The 18,071-nt window shown below is 72.2% G+C and carries 18 protein-coding genes; 10 read left to right on the top strand and 8 right to left on the bottom strand.

Going from position 1 to position 18,071, the window contains the following annotated elements; all coding sequences use genetic code 11:
• Window positions 1–95 precede the first annotated feature (95 nt).
• Both ACFQUZ_RS27665 and ACFQUZ_RS27660 read left to right on the top strand, forming a co-directional pair.
• On the top strand, window positions 96–1,310 hold the full coding sequence (locus tag ACFQUZ_RS27665) for a sensor histidine kinase (RefSeq protein ID WP_377447382.1): 1,215 nt from the start codon (window positions 96–98) through the stop codon (window positions 1,308–1,310).
• The gene (locus tag ACFQUZ_RS27660) at window positions 1,307–1,975 is read left to right on the top strand and encodes a response regulator (RefSeq protein ID WP_377447380.1); all 669 of its coding nucleotides are present in this window, start codon (window positions 1,307–1,309) and stop codon (window positions 1,973–1,975) included. Before ACFQUZ_RS27665 ends, ACFQUZ_RS27660 begins: the two co-directional genes overlap by 4 nt.
• On the opposite strand, the gene ACFQUZ_RS27655 is transcribed toward ACFQUZ_RS27660, so the two are convergent.
• A complete protein-coding gene (locus ACFQUZ_RS27655; protein ID WP_377447378.1) occupies window positions 1,972–2,511 on the bottom strand; it encodes a Uma2 family endonuclease in 540 nt (179 codons plus the stop codon). The two genes, ACFQUZ_RS27660 and ACFQUZ_RS27655, sit on opposite strands and share 4 nt — an antisense overlap.
• Window positions 2,512–2,633: 122 nt before the next feature.
• Between ACFQUZ_RS27655 and ACFQUZ_RS27650 the strand changes: the two genes are divergently transcribed.
• Window positions 2,634–3,188 (top strand): Uma2 family endonuclease, encoded by a 555-nt coding sequence (locus ACFQUZ_RS27650; RefSeq protein ID WP_377447376.1) that lies wholly within the window; start codon window positions 2,634–2,636, stop codon window positions 3,186–3,188.
• A 178-nt stretch (window positions 3,189–3,366) separates the two neighbouring features.
• Window positions 3,367–3,771: an NAD(+) diphosphatase gene (locus ACFQUZ_RS27645; RefSeq protein WP_377447374.1), complete on the top strand. Its 405-nt coding sequence runs from the start codon at window positions 3,367–3,369 to the stop codon at window positions 3,769–3,771.
• Between the two features lie 45 nt (window positions 3,772–3,816).
• On the opposite strand, the gene ACFQUZ_RS27640 is transcribed toward ACFQUZ_RS27645, so the two are convergent.
• Window positions 3,817–5,304 (bottom strand): aminopeptidase P family protein, encoded by a 1,488-nt coding sequence (locus ACFQUZ_RS27640; RefSeq protein WP_377447372.1) that lies wholly within the window; start codon window positions 5,302–5,304, stop codon window positions 3,817–3,819.
• Between the two features lie 111 nt (window positions 5,305–5,415).
• On the opposite strand from ACFQUZ_RS27640, the gene asnB reads away from it, so the two are divergent.
• Window positions 5,416–7,371, top strand: coding sequence for an asparagine synthase (glutamine-hydrolyzing) (gene asnB / locus ACFQUZ_RS27635; protein WP_377447371.1), 1,956 nt, complete (start codon window positions 5,416–5,418; stop codon window positions 7,369–7,371).
• A gap of 113 nt (window positions 7,372–7,484) precedes the next feature.
• Here the strand turns inward: asnB and ACFQUZ_RS27630 are convergent, their stop codons facing one another.
• Window positions 7,485–8,513 (bottom strand): lytic polysaccharide monooxygenase, encoded by a 1,029-nt coding sequence (locus tag ACFQUZ_RS27630; protein WP_377447445.1) that lies wholly within the window; start codon window positions 8,511–8,513, stop codon window positions 7,485–7,487.
• Window positions 8,514–8,968: 455 nt separating this feature from the next.
• Here ACFQUZ_RS27630 and ACFQUZ_RS27625 point away from each other — a divergent pair, with 455 nt between their 5' ends.
• Window positions 8,969–9,901, top strand: coding sequence for a PfkB family carbohydrate kinase (locus ACFQUZ_RS27625; protein WP_377447369.1), 933 nt, complete (start codon window positions 8,969–8,971; stop codon window positions 9,899–9,901).
• A gap of 120 nt (window positions 9,902–10,021) precedes the next feature.
• A complete protein-coding gene (locus tag ACFQUZ_RS27620) occupies window positions 10,022–11,155 on the top strand; it encodes a hypothetical protein (protein WP_377447368.1) in 1,134 nt (377 codons plus the stop codon).
• Here the strand turns inward: ACFQUZ_RS27620 and ACFQUZ_RS27615 are convergent.
• The 5 genes from ACFQUZ_RS27615 to ACFQUZ_RS27595 all read right to left on the bottom strand — a co-directional run bounded on the left by ACFQUZ_RS27615 (window position 11,128) and on the right by ACFQUZ_RS27595 (window position 14,657).
• Window positions 11,128–11,961 (bottom strand): MBL fold metallo-hydrolase, encoded by an 834-nt coding sequence (locus ACFQUZ_RS27615; protein WP_377447367.1) that lies wholly within the window; start codon window positions 11,959–11,961, stop codon window positions 11,128–11,130. The two genes, ACFQUZ_RS27620 and ACFQUZ_RS27615, sit on opposite strands and share 28 nt — an antisense overlap.
• Entirely contained in the window at window positions 11,958–12,362 is a 405-nt protein-coding gene (locus tag ACFQUZ_RS27610; protein ID WP_377447365.1) for a thioesterase family protein, read from the bottom strand. The genes ACFQUZ_RS27615 and ACFQUZ_RS27610 overlap by 4 nt, the downstream gene beginning before the upstream one ends.
• 69 nt (window positions 12,363–12,431) lie before the next feature.
• The gene (locus ACFQUZ_RS27605; protein WP_377447443.1) at window positions 12,432–13,895 is read right to left on the bottom strand and encodes a PH domain-containing protein; all 1,464 of its coding nucleotides are present in this window, start codon (window positions 13,893–13,895) and stop codon (window positions 12,432–12,434) included.
• Between the two features lie 28 nt (window positions 13,896–13,923).
• Entirely contained in the window at window positions 13,924–14,424 is a 501-nt protein-coding gene (locus ACFQUZ_RS27600) for a PH domain-containing protein (protein WP_377447363.1), read from the bottom strand.
• On the bottom strand, window positions 14,421–14,657 hold the full coding sequence (locus ACFQUZ_RS27595) for a hypothetical protein (RefSeq protein WP_377447361.1): 237 nt from the start codon (window positions 14,655–14,657) through the stop codon (window positions 14,421–14,423). Before ACFQUZ_RS27595 ends, ACFQUZ_RS27600 begins: the two co-directional genes overlap by 4 nt.
• A gap of 320 nt (window positions 14,658–14,977) precedes the next feature.
• On the opposite strand from ACFQUZ_RS27595, the gene ACFQUZ_RS27590 reads away from it, so the two are divergent.
• From ACFQUZ_RS27590 to ACFQUZ_RS27580, 3 genes are read left to right on the top strand one after another with little or no spacing between them, the layout of a single operon-like run.
• The gene (locus tag ACFQUZ_RS27590; RefSeq protein ID WP_377447359.1) at window positions 14,978–16,144 is read left to right on the top strand and encodes an AAA family ATPase; all 1,167 of its coding nucleotides are present in this window, start codon (window positions 14,978–14,980) and stop codon (window positions 16,142–16,144) included.
• On the top strand, window positions 16,123–17,097 hold the full coding sequence (locus tag ACFQUZ_RS27585) for a DUF58 domain-containing protein (RefSeq protein WP_377447441.1): 975 nt from the start codon (window positions 16,123–16,125) through the stop codon (window positions 17,095–17,097). Before ACFQUZ_RS27590 ends, ACFQUZ_RS27585 begins: the two co-directional genes overlap by 22 nt.
• Complete coding sequence (locus ACFQUZ_RS27580) at window positions 17,094–18,044, top strand: VWA domain-containing protein (RefSeq protein WP_377447357.1); 951 nt, start codon at window positions 17,094–17,096, stop codon at window positions 18,042–18,044. The genes ACFQUZ_RS27585 and ACFQUZ_RS27580 overlap by 4 nt, the downstream gene beginning before the upstream one ends.
• Window positions 18,045–18,071: the final 27 nt, after the last annotated feature.

Raw genomic sequence — 18,071 nt, 5'->3', positions numbered from 1 at the left:
GAGGCTGCCGCCGACCGGGGCCTGGCACATCGGACCCGGGTCGGTCAGCCCTGGGGTGGACGCGTCCCGGTCGGGCCCTGACTACCGTTGCCACAATGAGCGCCGGTCACATACCGCGGTTCCCGTTCGCCCGGCCGTTGGACCGGCGCGGACTGATCGTCGTGGACACGGTCGTCGCCCTCGTGCTGGCACAGGTCTGCGCGGAGGCGGCGCACGTCGGGGCCGGGGTCGTGGCCGGCATCCCGGTGGCGGGCCACTGGGCGTTCCCGGTCGTCGCCGGGCTGCTGCTCGCCGGGCCGCTGGCGGTGCGCCGGTTGTGGCCGCTCGGTGTGCTGATCACCGTGTTCCTGCTCGGCGAGGCCGCGCTGTTGACCGGGGTGGTGCCCGACTTCGCGGGAGCCGCCCCGTACACGGTGATCTCGTACGCGCTCTACCTGGTCGCGGTCGTGCTGCCGGGCCGCCGCTCGCTGACGATCCTGCTGTGCTGCCTGGGCGCCGCCTCGGCGGTGGCCCTGGTGATGCCGGATGCCGGCGGCGAGGCGGCGGGTGGCTGGCTGGCGGTCGCCTTCGCCGTGCTGATGTTCGGCTCGGCCTGGGTGCTCGGTGGCGCCGTACGGGAACGGCGCGCCCACGCCGCGACAAGCGCCACCCAGGCGGCGCGCCAGGCGGTGGTCGACGAGCGGCTGCGGATCGCCCGGGAACTGCACGACATCGTCGCGCACAGCATGAGCGTCATCGCGGTCAAGGCGGCGGTGGCCGACCACGTGGCCGACGCCCGGCCGGACGAGGTCCGCACCGCGCTCCGGGACATCGCCGCCACCAGCCGGGACACCCTCGCCGAACTACGGCGGACGGTCGGCGCGTTGCGGTCGGACGAGACGCGGCTGGCCCCAGTGCCCGGGCTCGCCGACCTGCCGGCGCTGGTCCGGGCCACCCCCGGCGGGCCGGTGACCCTCGACCTGGACCCGGGCGTGGTCACCGACGTGCCGCCCGGGGTCGGCCTGTCGGCGTACCGGATCGTGCAGGAGGCCCTGACCAACGTGGTCCGGCACGCGGACGGGGCGGCGTGCCGGGTGGTGGTCGCCGTCGCGGACGGCGCGGTACGGGTCGAGGTGGCGGACGACGGGCCGGGCGCGCCGGACGGTCCGCGGCCGGGCGGGCAGGGCCTGGTCGGGATGCGGGAGCGGGTGCTGCTGTACGGCGGGGAGCTGATCGCCGGGACGGGGCCGGGGGGCGGCTTCCGGGTCAGCGCCCGGCTGCCGTTCGATTCCGTCGCGTCGCTGTCGCCGGTCGGCGGGGCGGCTTCATGATCAGGCTGCTCATCGCCGACGACCAGGCGCTCCTGCGCGGCAGCTTCGAATTGCTTGTGAACAGCACCCCCGACATGGTGGCGGTGGGTCAGGCGGGAGACGGTGCGGAGGCGGTCGAACTGACCCGGCGGGAGGCGCCGGACGTGGTGCTGATGGACGTCCGGATGCCCGGCATGGACGGCATCGAGGCCACCCGGCGGATCTGCGCGGAGCCGACCACCGCCGGCACCCGGGTGCTCATGCTCACCACCTTCGACCTGGACGAGTACGTCTACGCCGCGCTGCGGGCCGGGGCCAGCGGGTTCCTGCTCAAGGACTGCCCGCCGGTCGACCTGCTGTCCGCGATCCGGGTGGTGGCGGCCGGCGACGGGCTGCTGGCGCCCGGCGTCACCCGGCGGCTCATCGCCGAGTTCGTCCGCCGCCCATCGAGTGGCGCGCCGCCCACCGTCGACCTGCGCGGCGTCACCGACCGGGAACGGGAGGTGCTCACCCTGATCGCCCGGGGCCTGTCGAACACGGAAATCGCCGAGCGGCTGCGGCTCAGCCTCGCCACGGTCAAGACGCATGTGGGCCGGTTGCTGCACAAACTCCACGCCCGGGACCGGGCGCAACTGGTGATCGTCGCGTACGAGACCGGCCTGATCCGGCCGGCGGCGAGTGGCTAGGACAGCTCGGGGACGTCGCCGGCCAGCAGGTCGTCGAGCGCCATCTGGTCGTATTCGACGTAACGGCGGCCGACCCCGCCGTTGGTGAGGCGGAACTGGAGGACGGTGTCGTCCGGCTCGACCCGCCAGAACCGGGAGATACCCGCCTCGGCGTACTCGACCGGCTTGAGCCAACGGTCGGTGCGCTCCGACCCTTTCGACACGATTTCCACGGCCAGCGCCACCATCTCGGGGGGAAGCCACACCATTTCGTCCGGCACTGGACCGTTGGTGACCACGAGATCCGGGATGCGGCCGTTGAGGTCGTCGGACGCGGTCCGGACGCCCGGCGCCACGTTGACCCGTCCGCGGTAGCCGTGACCGATGAACCAGGTGAACAGCAGACCGGATATTTCCTGATGACGCCAGGTGCCCGGGGGCATGACGACGAGGTTCCCTTCGGCCAGTTCGAACCGGTGTCTGCTGTCCGCCTCAGCGAGGCGGGTGACATCGTCCAGCGTCAGTGGCCGGGCGGGCAGTTCCGCCGCGACTGTCATCGGCGCCACCCTCCTTTCATGCCATCCACCATGAGCAGCCTACCGACAACTCGTGCCGGCGGTCGGACGTCACGCCGTCGAGGATGCCGGGCGCGGGCTCCCGGCGCCGGTACGATGCGCACATGAGCGCGGCGGCTGTCGGCAGGCACATGCCCACGGTGGTGACGCTCGACGATCTCACCGCGATGATGGCCGCGGACGAGCACCATCGGTACGAGATCAGTCCCGAGGGAGTCCTCTCGATCATGCCGCCTCCCGGATATGCTCACGCGGTCATCGCGACGCGCCTCGCCGTGTGGCTCGCGGCGGCCGGCATCCCGCCGGACCGGATCGCCCAGACGGTGGGGCTGCGCATTCCCGGCCGCGACGGTGGCGTCGGCGGACGCATCCCTGATCTCGTGGTGTGGGGGAAGGAGCAGGTCGACGGTGTCTGGTTGCCGGTGACCGACGTTCTCCTCGTAGTCGAGATCATCTCTCCGGGATCCGCCGGGGTGGACACGGTGACCAAACGCGACGAGTACGCCGTGGCGGGCATCCCGCAGTACTGGGTGGTCGACCAGGACAACGCCCAGACCGCCACCATGTACCGGCTGACGGGCGACCGGTATTCGGCCTGGGCGACCATGCCGCTCGCCTGGGTCCTCAACACCGACCCTGCCGAGTACGACCTCAACTGAGCCACGCGGCCGGGCCACAACCGGTCGCGGACTGCTAGCGTGCCCCGATGCCGTTGCCGTTCCTGCCCGGCCACGACGCGTCCGTCGTGCCGGCCGGAGACGACCTGGTGGTCGCCGCCTGCGGGACTGTCCCGGCTTCACGACGCGGCGATGCCCGGAATGCGCGACCCTGCCGTACGTGCCCAACGCCATGTCGCCGGTCGTGGTTGTCGTGGTCGAGCACGCCGACCGGCTGCTACTGGTGCGTCAGACGTACGGGCCGCACCGGCACGAGTGGGACCTCGTCGCCGGGTTCGTCGAGCCCGGCGAGACGCTCGAAGGAGCGGCTACCCGGGAGTTGTGGGAGGAGACCGGCCTGGTGCCGGCGCAGCTGACCTATCTGAGCAGTCACCCGTGGTCGTTCAGCGGTCCGGCGGTGCTGCTGGCCGCCTTCACCGTCACCGACCCGACCCTGCGGCCCGATGCGGGTGAGATCGCCGAGGCGCGGTGGTTCAGTCGGTCGGAGCTGGGCGAGCTGGCACCGACCGAGTTGCCCTCGTTTCCGTACCCGATGTCGTTGATCAACCTGTTCGTGGCGGGCTGACGCAGGGGCCCGGCCGGCACGCCGGCCGGGCCCCTGCGTGACGTCTCAGCCGGGCAGGCGCGGACCCGCCGCGCGCTGCTCGGCGAGCCAGGTCTCCACCTCGTCCGCGGTGCGGGGCAGCCCCACCGACATGTTGACCGCACCGGAGGGGGTGACCACCACGTCGTCCTCGATCCGGATGCCGATGCCGCGCAGTTCCTCCGGAACCATCTCGTCCTCGGGCTGGAAGTACAGGCCCGGTTCGACGGTGAGCACGTAACCCTCGCCGAGGGCACCGTCCTTGTACATCTCCTTGCGGGCGTTCGCGCAGTCGTGCACGTCGAGGCCGAGCATGTGGCCGAAGCCGTGCAGCGACCACCGACGGTAGATGGTGGACTTCTCGTCCATCGCCTCGTCGACACTCACCGGCAGCAGCCCGAGGTCGGCCAGCCCCTCGGTGAGCACCCGCATGCAGGTCAGGTGCACGTCACGGAACTTCACGCCGGGCTTGATGACGTCGATGCCGGCCTGCTGGGAGGCGTACACGATGTCGTAGACCTGGCGTTGCAGCGGGCTGAAGGTGCCGTTCACCGGCAGCACCCGGGTGACGTCGGCGGTGTAGAGGTGGCGGTTCTCCACCCCCATGTCCATCAGCAGCAGGTCGCCTGGACGGGTCCGGCCGGTGTTGTGCACCCAGTGCAGGATCGTGGCGTGCTCGCTCGCGCCCACGATGGTGCTGTAGCCGACGGCGTTGCCGTCGTGCCGGGCCCGCAGCGCGAAGACCCCCTCCAGCAGCCGCTCGCTGACCGGCCGGTCGGCGGGCAGCACCCGGGCCACGTCCTCGAAGCCGCGCACCGTCGCGTCGATCGCGTCCTGCAACTGGGCGAGTTCCCACTCGTCCTTGACCAGCTTCATTTCGGAGATCGCGCGAGCGAGTTCGCGGTCCCGGGGCGGGGTGTCCTGCGCCCGGTCGGGCTCGTCGTACGACCGGACGGCCCCGTCCACGCTCGCGTCGAAGCCGCGCAGCACCCGGGTCCGGCGGGGGGCGAGATCGGCCAGCACGGCCGGCAGACCGGTCAGGTCGGCGGTCTCCACGCCCAACTCGGCCGACTTCTCCGCCAGGGCGTAGCGCCGGCCCACCCACAGCTCGCCGTACCGGCTGCGGAAGAACTCGTCGCTGTCCCGCCCGGTACGCGGCCGCATGTACAGCGTCGCGTCGTGCCCCGAACCGGTCGGCCGCAGGACCAGGACGCCGTCCGGGTCGTAGTCGCCGGTGAGGTAGGCGTAGTCGCTGCCCGGCCGGAACGGGTAGTCCGTGTCGTTGGCCCGGGTCTTCTCGCCACCCGTGGGGATCACCAGGGTCTCCCCGGGGAACGCCGCGGACAGCGCGGCCCGCCGCTTGGCGAAGTTGGGCACCTCGGGCCGGGGTCCCACCGGCAGGGTTGTGTCCCGCCAGCCGGTACGCATGAACTCCAGGAACTTCTCGGGGAAGTCCGGATCGTGGGATTCAGTGCCCTCCGGGGTCACCGACTGCTCGGGCCGCTCCTCGGTCATGGAAACTCCTCGCACGCGTGCTGGCTGCTTCCGACCGTACCCCGATCGGGTGGTCGGCATCTGCCCCCGGTGCCGGCACGGCCGCCGACCGCGCGTGGAAAGATGACCGCCATGTGCGGACTCCTGGCCTTCTTCAGCGCGCACGGTGATGCCGGTGCGCACCGCGACGCCATCGCCGGCGCGTTGGAATGCCTGCACCACCGGGGACCGGACGAGACCGGGGTGGAGGTGATCTCCGAGGGTGCGTACGCGGACGCCGTGTTCGCCCACAAGCGGCTGGCGATCATCGATGTGGCCTCCAGTCACGAGCCGCTGCCCTACGCCGGTGGCCGGTACCTGTTGACCTTCAACGGCGAGATCTACAACTACATCGAGCTGCGTGACGAACTGGTCCGCAACTACGGTGCCCGGTTCGCCACCGCGGGGGACGGTGAGGTGATCGTCGCCGGCTACCACTACTGGGGCGAACAGGTGCTCAGCCGGCTGCGCGGCATGTTCGCCTTCGTGATCTGGGACCGGCAGGAGCGCCGGGCGTTCGGGGCCCGGGACTACTTCGGCATCAAGCCCCTGCACTACCTGGAGACCCAGCACGGCGTCTATCTCGCCTCGGAGAAGAAGGCGCTGCTGCCGTTCGCGCCGTCCGCGCACGCCGGGGACGCGGGGGTGGACACGGCGAACCTGTCGCACTACCTGACCCTGCAGTACGTGCCCGAGCCGGGCACGCTGCACCGGGGGATCAGCCGGATCGGCTCCGGTGAGTGCCTGACCTGGACCCCGGGGCAGCGGACCCAGGTCCGGCGGTGGTACCGCCCGGTATTCCGCCCCGCCCCGGTCGACGACGAGCAGAAGCTCTACCACCGGATCCGGGAGACCCTGCGGGAGAGCGTCCGGATGCACATGCGGTCCGACGTGCCGGTCGGCTCGTTCCTCTCCAGCGGCATCGACTCGACCGCCGTGGTGGCGCTGGCCCGCGAGTTCAACCCCAACATCCTCACCTTCACGGTCGGTTACGACGTGCCGGGCTACTCGGAGATCGACGTGGCCCAGGACTCGGCCCGTCAGCTGGACGTCACCACCATCCCGACCAAGATCGGGCCGCAGGACATGATGGAGGCGCTGCCCCGGATCATCTGGCACCTGGACGACCCGGTGGCCGACCCGGCCCTGGTCCCGCTCTACTTCGTGGCGCAGAAGGCCGCCGAGCACGTCACCGTGGTGCTCTCCGGCGAGGGCGCCGACGAGTTCTTCGGCGGCTACACGATCTATCGGGAGCCGCTGTCGCTGAGCAGCGTCAACGGGCTGCCGGGCGGGGTGCAGAAGGGCCTGCGGGCGGTCTCCAAGGCGATCCCGCAGGGGGTCAAGGGCAAGAGCTTCCTGGAGCGGGGCACCACCCCGATCGAGGAGCGTTACTACGGCAACGCGCGGATGTTCACCGAGGAGGAGAAGCGGCACCTGTTGCGCCGCTACGACCCGTCGGTGCGCTACACCGATGTGACGGCGCCGATCTACGCCGAGTGCCAGGAACTCGACGACGTGACCAAGATGCAGTACGTCGACCTCTACACCTGGTTGCGCGGGGACATCCTGGTCAAGGCGGACCGGATCTCGATGTCGCACTCGCTGGAGGTCCGGGTGCCGTTCCTCGACCGGGAGGTCTTCGAGGTGGCGGCGACGATTCCGGTCGATCTCAAGCTGCCGCCGCGCTCGGACGCCACCAAGTACGCCATGCGTCGGGCGTTGGAGGCGGTCGTGCCGCCGGCCATCGTGAACCGCCGCAAGCTCGGCTTCCCCACCCCCACCCGGGTCTGGCTGCGGGGCGAGATGTACGAGTGGGCCCGGCACGTCATCGCCACCTCGGGCGCCGGGGAGCTGCTGGACCTGCCGTACGCGCTGCGGCTGCTGGACGAGCACAAGCGGGAGGAGGCCGACCACTCCCGCAAGGTCTGGACCGTGCTGGTGTTCTGCGTGTGGCACGCGATCTTCGTGGCGAAGACCCTGGATCCGGGGATCCGCCGCAACCAGTCCGCGCTGCTGACCAAGCCGGTGGTCGGTTCCATGGTCCGCTGACCGGCGGCGCCATCCGAGGACGCCGATCATGAAGTTAGCGGGCAGACCGATCTCAATCGCCCGCTAACTTCATGATCATTGACACGTCGGTGGGTCACCGGCGGAGAGGGTCGTCACCTGCGGGAGCAGGTGACCATGGGTAGGGAGTTTGTCCCGCCGGAGTTGGCGACGAAGCCGAAGCTGGTCGTTCCCTCCGGGGCCACTGTGGCGTTGTGTGGGGCGTTTGTCACCGTCACCGACGCGCCCGAGGTGGTCAGGTTTCCGTTCCACAGGCTGTTGATCGTCTGCCCGTTGGCCCAGGTCCAGTTGGCGGACCAGCCGGCGAACGGGGTGGCGCCGTGGTTCATGATCTCGACCTCGCCCTGGAAGCCGCCCGACCAACTGCTCACCACCCGGTAGACCGCCATGCAGTCACCGCCGTGCGGCGGCGGATCGGTCGGGTCGGGGTCCGGCGGCGGCGGGTCGGTCGGGCCGGGGTTGCCGCCCCGGCCGAGCCCGGTGACCTCGCCGTTGCCGCCGTCGAAGGTCACGTCCGAGCAGCCGAAGAAGTTCTCCTGGCTGTCCGAGCGGACCCAGCGGGAGTAGATGATGTGCCGGCCACTCTTGCCGGTCGGCAGGTTGCCGCTGAAGTAGTAGTGCCCCTCGTTGGTGCCCACCCCGCCCCGCTGCGGCGGGTTGGTGACGGTGAGGAACGGCTGCGACTCCAGGTCGTTCCAGGCCAACGCCCGGGTCGGGCTCCAACTGTCCTTGGTGACATAGAAGTAGAACGTGCCCGGGTGGTGGGCCCAGTTGCTGTACTTGAACTCCATCCGGGCGCCGGCGGTCAGGTGGGTCAGTGGCCAGTCGTTGCGGGCCAGGTCATAACCTCGGAAGCCGGGGTTGCCGCCGCTGCACAACTGGCCGTCCGGGATGAAGCCGACGGTCCGGCCGTTGGCGTCCGAGCGCAGCACGCTGAACCAGTTGTAGAGCGAGTTGGCCCCGCTCTGGTTGACGGCGGCGGTGCAGGCCGGGTTGATCGGCTTGATCTCCCCGGTCTCGCTGAGGCCGTCCTTCCAACACAGGAACGTCCGGCTGCCCGGCGTCATCGCGGCGCCGTGCGCGGCGGCCGGTTCCGGATTCGAGGCCAGGACGACGGCGCCCATGGCTAGGGTGGCGACCGCGGTGCAAACCGCGGCCAGGCGGGATCGGTTCACGGGTACTCCTGACTCGCGGAGCGGCCACCTCGACCGCCCCACCGTGATGAGCGGATGTGCGGTGACCCGCGCGGAGCCGGTGCATGTGGGCGCGTGTCACCTGCGGCCCGCGTCACGCGGGCCGGCGCCCTCGCGTCGGCCAGACCCGTACCGGGGGCGCGGCAGCCCTCCGCACCATGCCCGGTAGCTGCCATCCCAGCATGCTCGGGAGCCCGACGCAATAGCTCTTGCTCGATGTGTCAGGACCGCTCGACACGGCTTTCCCGGGCCGGTTGCGGATCGTAGGCGGGGCCGGAACTCGACGATCCGGCAGACCCACGGGCCATGGGGGCATGATGGCGGTCGGGTCCGACGATCTCGCAGGTCCCGGGCTGGCGACGACGGCGACGAACGGCGGAGGACACATGGGATACGCGATGGTGCTCGGCGAGGCACTTATCGACCTGCTGGAGGCCGAGTGGGACGGGGAACCGGTGTTCCGCCAGGTGGTCGGCGGTGGACCACTCAACGTGGCGGTCGGGATCGCCCGGCTCGGTTCGGACGTGGAGTTCGTGGGGTCCGTCGGCGACGACGGGCTGGCCGGGCGGATCCGGACCGTGCTGGGCTCGGCCGGCGTCGGCCAGCGCGGGCTGGTCACCGTCGCCGCACCGTCGGCCCTCGCGGTCGCCACCTTCGCCGGGGCCGAACCCGACTTCCGGTTCTACGGCGACCCGCCGTCGTACGGGATGCTCGGACCGGACGACCTCGACCGTGCCCTGGTCGAGGGGGCCGACGTCCTGTACTGCGGTTCGATCGCGCTGCTCTGCCCGCGTACCCTCGCCGCCGCCCGGCGCGCCTGGGGACTGACCGGTCGGCTCCGGGTGTTCGACCCGAACGTGCGACCCAACCTGCTCACCGGGGCCGGGGCGGTCGACGAGCTGCGGTCCCTGGTCGCCGAGTTCGCGGCCGGCGCGCATCTGGTCAAGCTCAGTGCCGCCGATCTCGCGGTGCTGTACCCGGACACACCGGTGGCGGAGGCTGCCGAACGGTTGCGCGCCCTGGGCGCCGAGGCGGTGGTGGTGACGCTCGGAGCCCGTGGCGCACTGGTGGCCGCCGGCGGCGAGGCGGTGGCGGTCGCCGCTCCAGAGGTGGCGGCGGTGGACGCCACCGGCGCCGGGGACTCGGTGATGGCGGCCCTGGTGGCCGACCTGCTGGCCGACGGCCCGGTGCCGGACCCGGCCGCCTGGCCGGACCGGGTCGCCTTCGCGCTCCAGGTGGCCGGGCTGGTCTGCGAGTCGCCGGGCGGCGCGGCGTCGATGCCCACCCGCGCCCAGGTTGCCGCCCGCTTCCCCGGCTGATCACGGAGCTGCCGCCGCGGTGACCCGCGGTCGGTGGTCCCCCGGACGGGCGATACGCGGCACCGCGGGTGGCCCCGACGGGGGAGGCGCCGACGCGCCGTCCGGCGCAGGTTAGGCGGCATGACGACGCGCCACTCCGCCGACCCCGCCCACCGGACCCGGCTGAGCCGGCCGCGCCGCTGGTGGTCCCGCTGGCCCCGCTGGTCCGGCGCCGTCGCGGTGCTGGTTCTCACCGGGTACGGCCTGGGCGCGGCCGGTTGGTTCGCCGGTGGCCCGTACGCCTTCGCCCGACCGGCGAACCCGGACAACACCTTCCCGGACCACTGGCTCGCCGACCTGCCAGCGGCGCGGGTCGAAGCGGTGACGATCGGTTTCTGCGCGCTCGTGGTGGCCGCGCTGCTGCTCATGCGCCGCGCGGTCGGTGGCCCGCTGCGCCCGGTGCTGCTGGGCATCGGCTGGTCGGCCGCCGCGTTCCTGGCCCTGGTGCTGCCCGGCACCCAGGCCCTGGACGCCATCCCCGGGCTCAACCTGCTGAACCTGAAGCGGCTGGACTGGCCCACCGTCCACCTGGTGCTGCTTGCCTACACCGGCTACGCCGTCGCGGCGGCCACCCTCGCGTACGGCCGGCTGACCCGCGCCAGGTGCGTGAACTGTGGCCGGGACGGCGGTGCCGAGTGGCCGCGCCAGCGGTGGGCCCGCGTCGGCGTGCTCGTCTCCATCGCCGCGTTCGTCGCCCCGTTCGGCTACGCGATCGTCCGGCTGTGCTGGGCGGCCGGCATCCCGGTGGGCACCACCGAGGAGTTCCTGGCCACCATCAACGCCGCCAACCCGGGACACGGCACGGTGCTCCTGGAGCTGATCCTGTCCGGGATGGCCATCGGGGGTGGCCTGTTGTGTCTCGGACTGACCCGGCCGTGGAGCCAGGTGTGGCCGCGCTGGCTGATCGGCCTGGCCGGCCGTCCGGTGCCGCACTGGTTCCCGGCGGGCCTGGCGACGGTGTGCGGCGGCGGGCTGTTCGGATTCACCACCCTGCTGGTGCCCGACCTGGTCCGGTTCGCCACCGGCGCGCCGGTGTTCTATCCCGGCACCGGGGTCCGCACGAACTGGCTGTCCCACGTGCCCACCGTCTCCCTGCTGCTGTGGGGAGCCCTGGTGCTGGCCGCCGCGGCGGCCTTCCACTACCGCACCCGGAGCCGCTGCGTCCACTGCGGCAGGGGCGGTTGCGGTCAGCCGTCGCCGGCCAGTTCCGCGTAGCCGCGCCGGACGGCCACCAGGGCCGTCTGCCGGTCGAACGGGACCTGTCCCGCGACCCGGTCGACCGGAGCGCCGTCCGCGTGACCATCCCGGATCGACCAGGCCGTCGCGGCCAGGTCGGCGTGCTGACCCCGGGCCGCCTCGACACCCAGCACCGCCCCGTGACCCGGCACGATGGCGGTCGCCGGCGACGCGTAGCCGAGCAGTGCCTCGACCGTCTCCGGCCATTCCAACGGATAGCCGTCGTCGAACTGCGGTGGCGCGCCCTCCTCCAGCAGGTCACCGGCAACCAGCACGTCCGCGTCCGGAACGTGGACGGTGAGGTCGCCGGCGGTGTGCCCGCGGCCCAGGTGCCGCAACACCACCGACCGGCCGCCGAGGTCCACCTCCGCTTCCCGGTGGACCGGGTGGCTCGGTGCCAGCACGGTGCTCGCGCTGATCTCCGCGGCCAGGTCCGCGTTCTCCAGCGGGATCTCCCGGTACGCGTGCCGGCGTACCTCGTCGCCCCGTTCCCGCAGCACGGTCGCGGTCACCTCGTGCGCCCACACCGTCCCGGGCGGCTCGGCCACCACGGCGGCGTTGCCGAGCCAGTGGTCGAAATGATGATGGGTGTTGACCACCACGAACGGCAGGGCCGTGATGCGGCGGGCGGCCTCAACCAACGCCAATCCCTGTGCCGTGCTGGACAACGTGTCCACCACGACCGCCACCTCGGCACCGGGCACCAGCGTCACGTTCACGTCGAGCACCGGATGGCGCAGCACGAAGACCCGGTCGCCGACCTCGACGAAGGCGACGTCGCTCATGCCGACCCGAACGCCCGCTCGACGAACTCGTGCCGGTCCACCAGGACCCGTTCCACCCGTCCCTCGGCCACCGTCGTGTCGCCGTCGGTGACGCGCACCTCGAACAGCAGCCGGCGGCCGTCCACCTTGGCCAGTCGGGCCAGCGCCAGCACCGTACGGCCGATCGGGGTGGGTCGCCGGTGGTCCAGCTCGACCCGCAGACCCACGGTGGTCAGGCCGGGTGGCATTCGGGTCGCCGTGGCCGCCACGGTCGCCGCTTCGGCGAGGGCGAGCACCCGCGGCGTGCCGAGCACCGGGACATCACCCGAACCGACCGCCTGCGCGGTGTCCGGGTCGGCGACGGTCAACTCCACCTGGGCGGTCAGGCCCGGCGGAAACGAGGCTTCCGGCTGCTGATCCATCCGTTCAGGGTAGGCGCACCGGCCGGTTCCGCGCCGGCTCAGCCGGTACGGTCGCCGGTCCGTGCCGGATCAGTCGGTACGGCGGGCGGTGCGCGCCTGGGTCGCCAGGTCGGCGGCGAGTCGCCACGCCTCGACCACATCCCGGTGGTGCGCCACCGCGGACGGTCCGCCGGCCGTGTCCGCGTACACGGTGGCCAGCCCCAGCCGCCGCTGCACCGGTCCCTGGGTGACCCGGACGCTCTGGATCCGCGCGAACGGCACGATGAGCAGCTGCCGGATGAACCGGCCGGACCGGACGGCGAACACCTCACCGGTCAGCCCGGCACCGAGCGCCGGCTGGCCCACCGGCCGCAGCCAGCGCGCCCGGACCGGCGCGACCGACAGCGGCAGGCTGGTGAGGTCGACTCCGGGTAGCACCGCACCCGTGATCGACGTGGCGGTGGCCAGGTCACCGACCGGTAGCAGCCGGTCGGGCCGGTTCCGGTCGTCCGGTTCGCCGGCCGCGTACCCGGCCACGGCCAGCCGAAGCCGCAACCATCCCTTCATCCGCCAGAGCAGCGGCCAGGTGGCCCCGACCGCCTGCACCCGGTTCAGCGGGACGGTCTGGGCCCGGGTCTCCAGCAGCCCGTGCCGGACACGCAACACGGCGTCGTCGCGACCCAGCCGGAAGTTCCAGTCATCGAGCACCCGCCGCCCGGGTTGCAGCAGCACACCGACCATCGCCGTCAGGGCGCTGGCCACCGCGATGAACGACCGGGAGTCCTCGGAGACGAACTGCCCCACCACGAAGGCCACACCGAACGGCAGCAGGAACGCCTGAGGCGTGAGCAGTTGGCTGATCAGCAGGTCCCGGTTGGCGACGGTGTGCAGCGGCACCTCCGGCCGGCTCGTCGGCGCGGCGCCGACCGTTGCCGGTCCGTCCGGCCCGACGGTGGTCCCCGCTGGCGAGGCCGGTCCGTGCGGGGTGCCGTCGACATCTCCGGCACCGGATGGCGCGACCGCCTCCGGCGCCGCCCCGGCCACCGGTCCGGCCCGTCGTCCCCCGGTCGGTCCGGCCAGGCTCAGCAGCCGTTCGCGCAGCACACTGGCCTCGACGACCGTCAGGTACGCCAGCGGCGCCTCGGTCTTGCCGCCCCCGACCACCTCCAACCGCAGCTCGGCCAGCCCGGTGAGTTGGGCGAGCAGCGGCCGGACCACCTCCACCGCCTGGAGTCGCTCCAGCGGGATGGCCCGCGTCCGCCGCCACAGCAAGCCCTCGTGGATGCGCAGTTCCCGGCCCACCACCTGGTAGCCGGTGTAGTACCAGCTGATCGCCGACAGGACGAGCGCACCGAGCGCCAGCACCGCGACCATCGCGCTGAACCAACCGATGCCCACCCGGGACAGGGTCGACCAGGAGAGCGCGGCGATGACCACCGCGATGGTCTTGGCGCCCTGCAACAGGGGACTGAGTGGATGCAGGCGTTGACGCGGCTCCACCGCCGTCTGACCGGTCACCGGCTTCGTCCGTACCCGATGGTGGCCCGGTGCCAGGACGGCCGGGACCCGTCGGCGGACCGGTTCACAGCCCTTCCGCCCGGTCCTCGCCCAGCGCGGTGAGCCGGTCCCGTAGCCGGGCGGCCTCCGTGGGACGCAGGCCCGGCACCCGGGCGTCGCTGGCCGCCGCGGCGGTGTGCAACTGCACGGTGGCCAGGTCGAAGGCCCGTTCCAGGGGTCCGGCGCTGACGTCCACGAACTGCATCCGGGCGTACGGGACGATCGACAGCCGCCGCACCAGCAGACCGTGCCGTACCAGGAGGTCGTTGTCCCGCTCGGCGTAGCCCCAGGCGCGTACCGCCCGGATGATCACCCAGCTCCGCCACCCGCCGCCGAGCAGCACCACCGCCACACCGAGCCCGAATGGCCAGGCGCCGGTCAGGGCCCAGCCGACGGCCAGGCCGGTGAGCAGCACCGTCACCCCGATGGCCAGCCTGATCACCTCGACCCAGACCAGGTCGCGGGAGACCGGCTGCCAGGCGACGGTCCGCGGCCACGGCTCCAGCGGATCGGGTTGCTCGTTCACCCTTCGAGCGTATGCGATGCGGTCACCGGAGCCACCTCGCGCAGGAAGCCGCGGGCGGTGAGGAAGTCGCCGAGCGTGTTCCGATGCTCGGCGCAGGCCAGCCAGGTCTTCCGCCGGGCGGCGTCGTGCAGCCGAGGATTGTTCCAGCGCAGTTGCCACGCGGCCGGGGCGCGACAGCCGCGGGCCGAGCAGACGAGGGGGTCCGCCGGGGTCGGGGAGCCGTCTGGGGACACCCCGACAGTGTACGGGCGGCCGAACGGCGAAACGGCGGGCGGGGACGATGCCGGCCGGAAGAGATAGAGCGCCGGGCGACCACGGGGGGAGTCGCCCGGCGACCGCGCAATGGTACACACGGCCAACCCCCTTGTGTCCAGCGCTCGGGCGCGGCATGGCACGTCGGGTGCGAAGTGGGGTGACGCGGCGCTTCCGTCGCGTGCCGCGGCGGTGGCCGCTGGTTCCCCGCGCCGTTGACGTGCCTCTCAGCCGGACGTGGAAAGCTTGGGGCGGCGGCATCTCGCCGACAGCTTCATCCGCGACCCGTTGTGGAGGACCGGTGGCCCAGCCGACCGCACCCGACGCCCCCAACCCATCCGAGGCCGGCGCCTCCGGTGGCCCGCCGCCCCCGCCGCCGGCCGGGGCCAGCGGATCGACCGGACCGGGCAGCGCCCCGTCCGGATCGACCGGACCGGGCAGCACCCCGGCCGCGGACGCCACCCTCGTGGAGCGGGCCCTGTTCGAGGTCAAACGGGTGATCGTCGGTCAGGACCGGATGGTGGAGCGGATGTTCGTCGCCCTGCTCGCCCGCGGCCACTGCCTGCTGGAGGGAGTGCCCGGCGTGGCCAAGACGCTCGCCGTGGAGACCCTCGCCAGGGTGGTCGGCGGCAGCTTCGCCCGCGTGCAGTTCACCCCGGACCTGGTGCCCGCCGACATCGTGGGCACCAGGATCTACCGGCAGTCGAGCGAGAAGTTCGACGTCGAACTGGGTCCGATCTTCGTGAATTTCCTGCTCGCGGACGAGATCAACCGGGCCCCGGCGAAGGTGCAGTCGGCGCTGCTGGAGGTGATGTCCGAACGGCAGGTGTCGATCGGCGGGAACAGCCACCGGGTTCCCGATCCCTTCCTGGTGATGGCCACCCAGAACCCGATCGAGCAGGAGGGCGTCTACCCGCTGCCGGAGGCGCAGCGGGACCGGTTCCTCATGAAGATCCTGGTGGGATATCCCACAGACGCCGAGGAGCGCGAGATCGTCTACCGGATGGGGGTCAGTCCGCCGGAGCCGACCCCGGTGTTCACCCCGGTCGACCTGATGGCCCTGCAACGCAAGGCCGACCAGGTGTTCGTGCACAACGCGTTGGTCGACTACACGGTCCGGTTGGTGCTGGCCACCCGGTCGCCCGCCGAGCACGGGATGCCGGACGTGGCGCAGCTCATCCAGTACGGGGCCAGCCCGCGGGCCTCTCTCGGCATCGTGCGGGCGACGCGGGCGCTGGCGCTGCTCCGGGGTCGCGACTACGCACTGCCCCAGGACATCCAGGACATCGCCCCGGACATCCTGCGGCACCGCCTGGTGCTCAGCTACGACGCGCTGGCCGACGACGTACCGGCCGACCACATCGTCTCCCGGGTGCTGAGCACGATCCCGATGCCGTCCGTCGCACCCCGGCAGCAGGCCAGCCCGCCACCGGTGTCCGGAGGCGGCTGGCCGGGACGGCTGCCGTGACCATGCCGGCCGGAGCCGCGCGGCACCGGACCACATCCACCGACCCGACCGGCGCCACCTCGGGCCGCGCCGAGGCGGTCCTGTCCCGACTCCAGTTGCTGGTCACCCGGCGCCTGGACGGGTTGCTCCAGGGCGACTACGTGGGCCTGCTGCCCGGCCCGGGCAGCGAGGCGGGGGAGTCGCGCGAATACCGCCCGGGTGACGACGTACGGCGGATGGACTGGCCGGTCACCGCCCGCACCACGCTGCCGCACGTCCGGCGGACGGTCGCCGACCGCGAACTGGAGACCTGGCTGGCGGTGGACCTCTCGGCCAGCCTCGATTTCGGCACCGGCCGCTGGCTCAAGCGGGACCTGGTGGTGGCCGCGGTGGCGGCGGTCGCGCACCTGACCGCCCGGGGTGGCAACCGGATCGGCGCCGTGGTCGGCACCGGTGGCAGCGTTCGCCGGCTGCCCGCCCGGCCCGGCCGCAAGGAGGCGCAGGGTCTGCTGCGGGCCGTCGCCGGCACCGACATCCGACCCGGTCGCGCCGACCTCGGGGCGCTTGTGGACATGCTCAACAAGCCGCCGCGCCGGCGCGGGATGGCCGTGGTCGTCTCGGACTTCCTCGCTCCACCGGCACAGTGGGGGCGGCCGGTCCGCAAACTGGCCGTCCGGCACGACGTGCTGGCCGTCGAGGTGGTCGACCCGCGTGAACTCGAACTGCCCGACGTCGGAGTGCTGACCCTCGCCGACCCGGAGACCGGGCAGGTGCACGAGGTGCAGACGGCCGACCGGCGGCTCCGGCACCGGTACGCCGAAGCGGCGTCGGCCCAACGGGCGGCGATAGCCACCGAACTGCGCGCGGCCGGAGCGGCTCACCTGCGGCTGCGTACCGATTCCGACTGGCTGCTGGACATGGTGCGGTTCGTCGCGGCCCAGCGGCACGCTCGCACCAGGGGGACCACGCGATGATCCGTTTCCTGCAACCGTGGTGGTTGCTGGCCGTCCTTCCGGTGCTCGTGCTAGCCGGCGTGTACGTCTGGCGGCAACTGCACCGGCGCTCGTACGCCATGCGGTTCACAAACGTGGAACTGTTGCGCACGTTGGCCCCCAAGGGTCTCGGTTGGCGGCGGCATGCCTCGGCCACCGCGCTCCTGCTCAGCATGCTGGTGCTGGCCACCGGTCTGGCTCGGCCCTCGGTTGATCTGAAGGAGCCGCTGGAGCGGGCCACCGTCATGCTGGCGATCGACGTGTCGCTGTCCATGCAGGCGGGTGACGTGGAGCCGAACCGGCTGGTCGCCGCGCAGGAGGCGGCGAAGCAGTTCGTCGCCGAGCTGCCCCCGACGTACAACCTGGGGTTGGTGTCCTTCGCGAAGGCGGCCAACGTGCTGGTCCCGCCGGGCAAGGACCGGGCCGCCGTGATCGAGGCCATCGACGCGCTCGCCCTGGCCGAGGCGACGGCGACCGGCGAGGCCGTGTTCACCTGCCTGGACGCGATCCGTTCGGTGCCGGCGGACGGCGCCTCGGGTCCGCCGCCGGCCCGCATCGTGCTGCTCTCGGACGGCTACCGGACGTCCGGCCGGTCGGTCGAGGAGGCGGCGGCCGCGGCCCAGTCGGCGAACGTGCCGGTCTCCACGATCGCCTTCGGCACGGACACCGGCGAGGTCGAGATCGCCGGTCAGGCCCAACGGGTGCCGGTGGACCGGCTCTCCCTGGCCCAACTCGCCGAGACCACTCAGGGCTTCTTCTACGAGGCGGCCTCGGTGGGCGAACTCAAGGAGGTCTACCAGGACATGGGCTCATCGATCGGCTTCCGGACCGAGCCACGCGAGCTAACCCAGTGGTACGCCGGGATCGCGCTGCTGCTCGCGTTGATCGCGGCGGCGATGAGCATGTTGTGGACGTCCCGCCTCCCGTAACCCCCCTCCCACCCCCGCCCCTCCCGC

The sequence above is a fragment of the Plantactinospora sp. GCM10030261 genome, from assembly GCF_042666615.1.
Taxonomy (GTDB): domain Bacteria; phylum Actinomycetota; class Actinomycetes; order Mycobacteriales; family Micromonosporaceae; genus KBS50.
Note: the sequence above shows the minus strand (reverse complement) of the source record. Positions and strands in the feature narration are given on the sequence as shown.

Coding starts and splice junctions, on each gene's coding strand:
- ACFQUZ_RS27650 (WP_377447376.1), top strand. CDS start 2,634: ATGAGCGCGGCGGCTGTCGGCAGGCACATGCCCACGGTGGTGACGCTC.
- ACFQUZ_RS27580 (WP_377447357.1), top strand. CDS start 17,094: ATGATCCGTTTCCTGCAACCGTGGTGGTTGCTGGCCGTCCTTCCGGTG.
- ACFQUZ_RS27630 (WP_377447445.1), bottom strand. CDS start 8,513: ATGGGCGCCGTCGTCCTGGCCTCGAATCCGGAACCGGCCGCCGCGCAC.
- asnB (WP_377447371.1), top strand. CDS start 5,416: ATGTGCGGACTCCTGGCCTTCTTCAGCGCGCACGGTGATGCCGGTGCG.
- ACFQUZ_RS27610 (WP_377447365.1), bottom strand. CDS start 12,362: ATGGATCAGCAGCCGGAAGCCTCGTTTCCGCCGGGCCTGACCGCCCAG.
- ACFQUZ_RS27625 (WP_377447369.1), top strand. CDS start 8,969: ATGGGATACGCGATGGTGCTCGGCGAGGCACTTATCGACCTGCTGGAG.
- ACFQUZ_RS27665 (WP_377447382.1), top strand. CDS start 96: ATGAGCGCCGGTCACATACCGCGGTTCCCGTTCGCCCGGCCGTTGGAC.
- ACFQUZ_RS27620 (WP_377447368.1), top strand. CDS start 10,022: ATGACGACGCGCCACTCCGCCGACCCCGCCCACCGGACCCGGCTGAGC.
- ACFQUZ_RS27655 (WP_377447378.1), bottom strand. CDS start 2,511: ATGACAGTCGCGGCGGAACTGCCCGCCCGGCCACTGACGCTGGACGAT.
- ACFQUZ_RS27660 (WP_377447380.1), top strand. CDS start 1,307: ATGATCAGGCTGCTCATCGCCGACGACCAGGCGCTCCTGCGCGGCAGC.
- ACFQUZ_RS27640 (WP_377447372.1), bottom strand. CDS start 5,304: ATGACCGAGGAGCGGCCCGAGCAGTCGGTGACCCCGGAGGGCACTGAA.
- ACFQUZ_RS27615 (WP_377447367.1), bottom strand. CDS start 11,961: ATGAGCGACGTCGCCTTCGTCGAGGTCGGCGACCGGGTCTTCGTGCTG.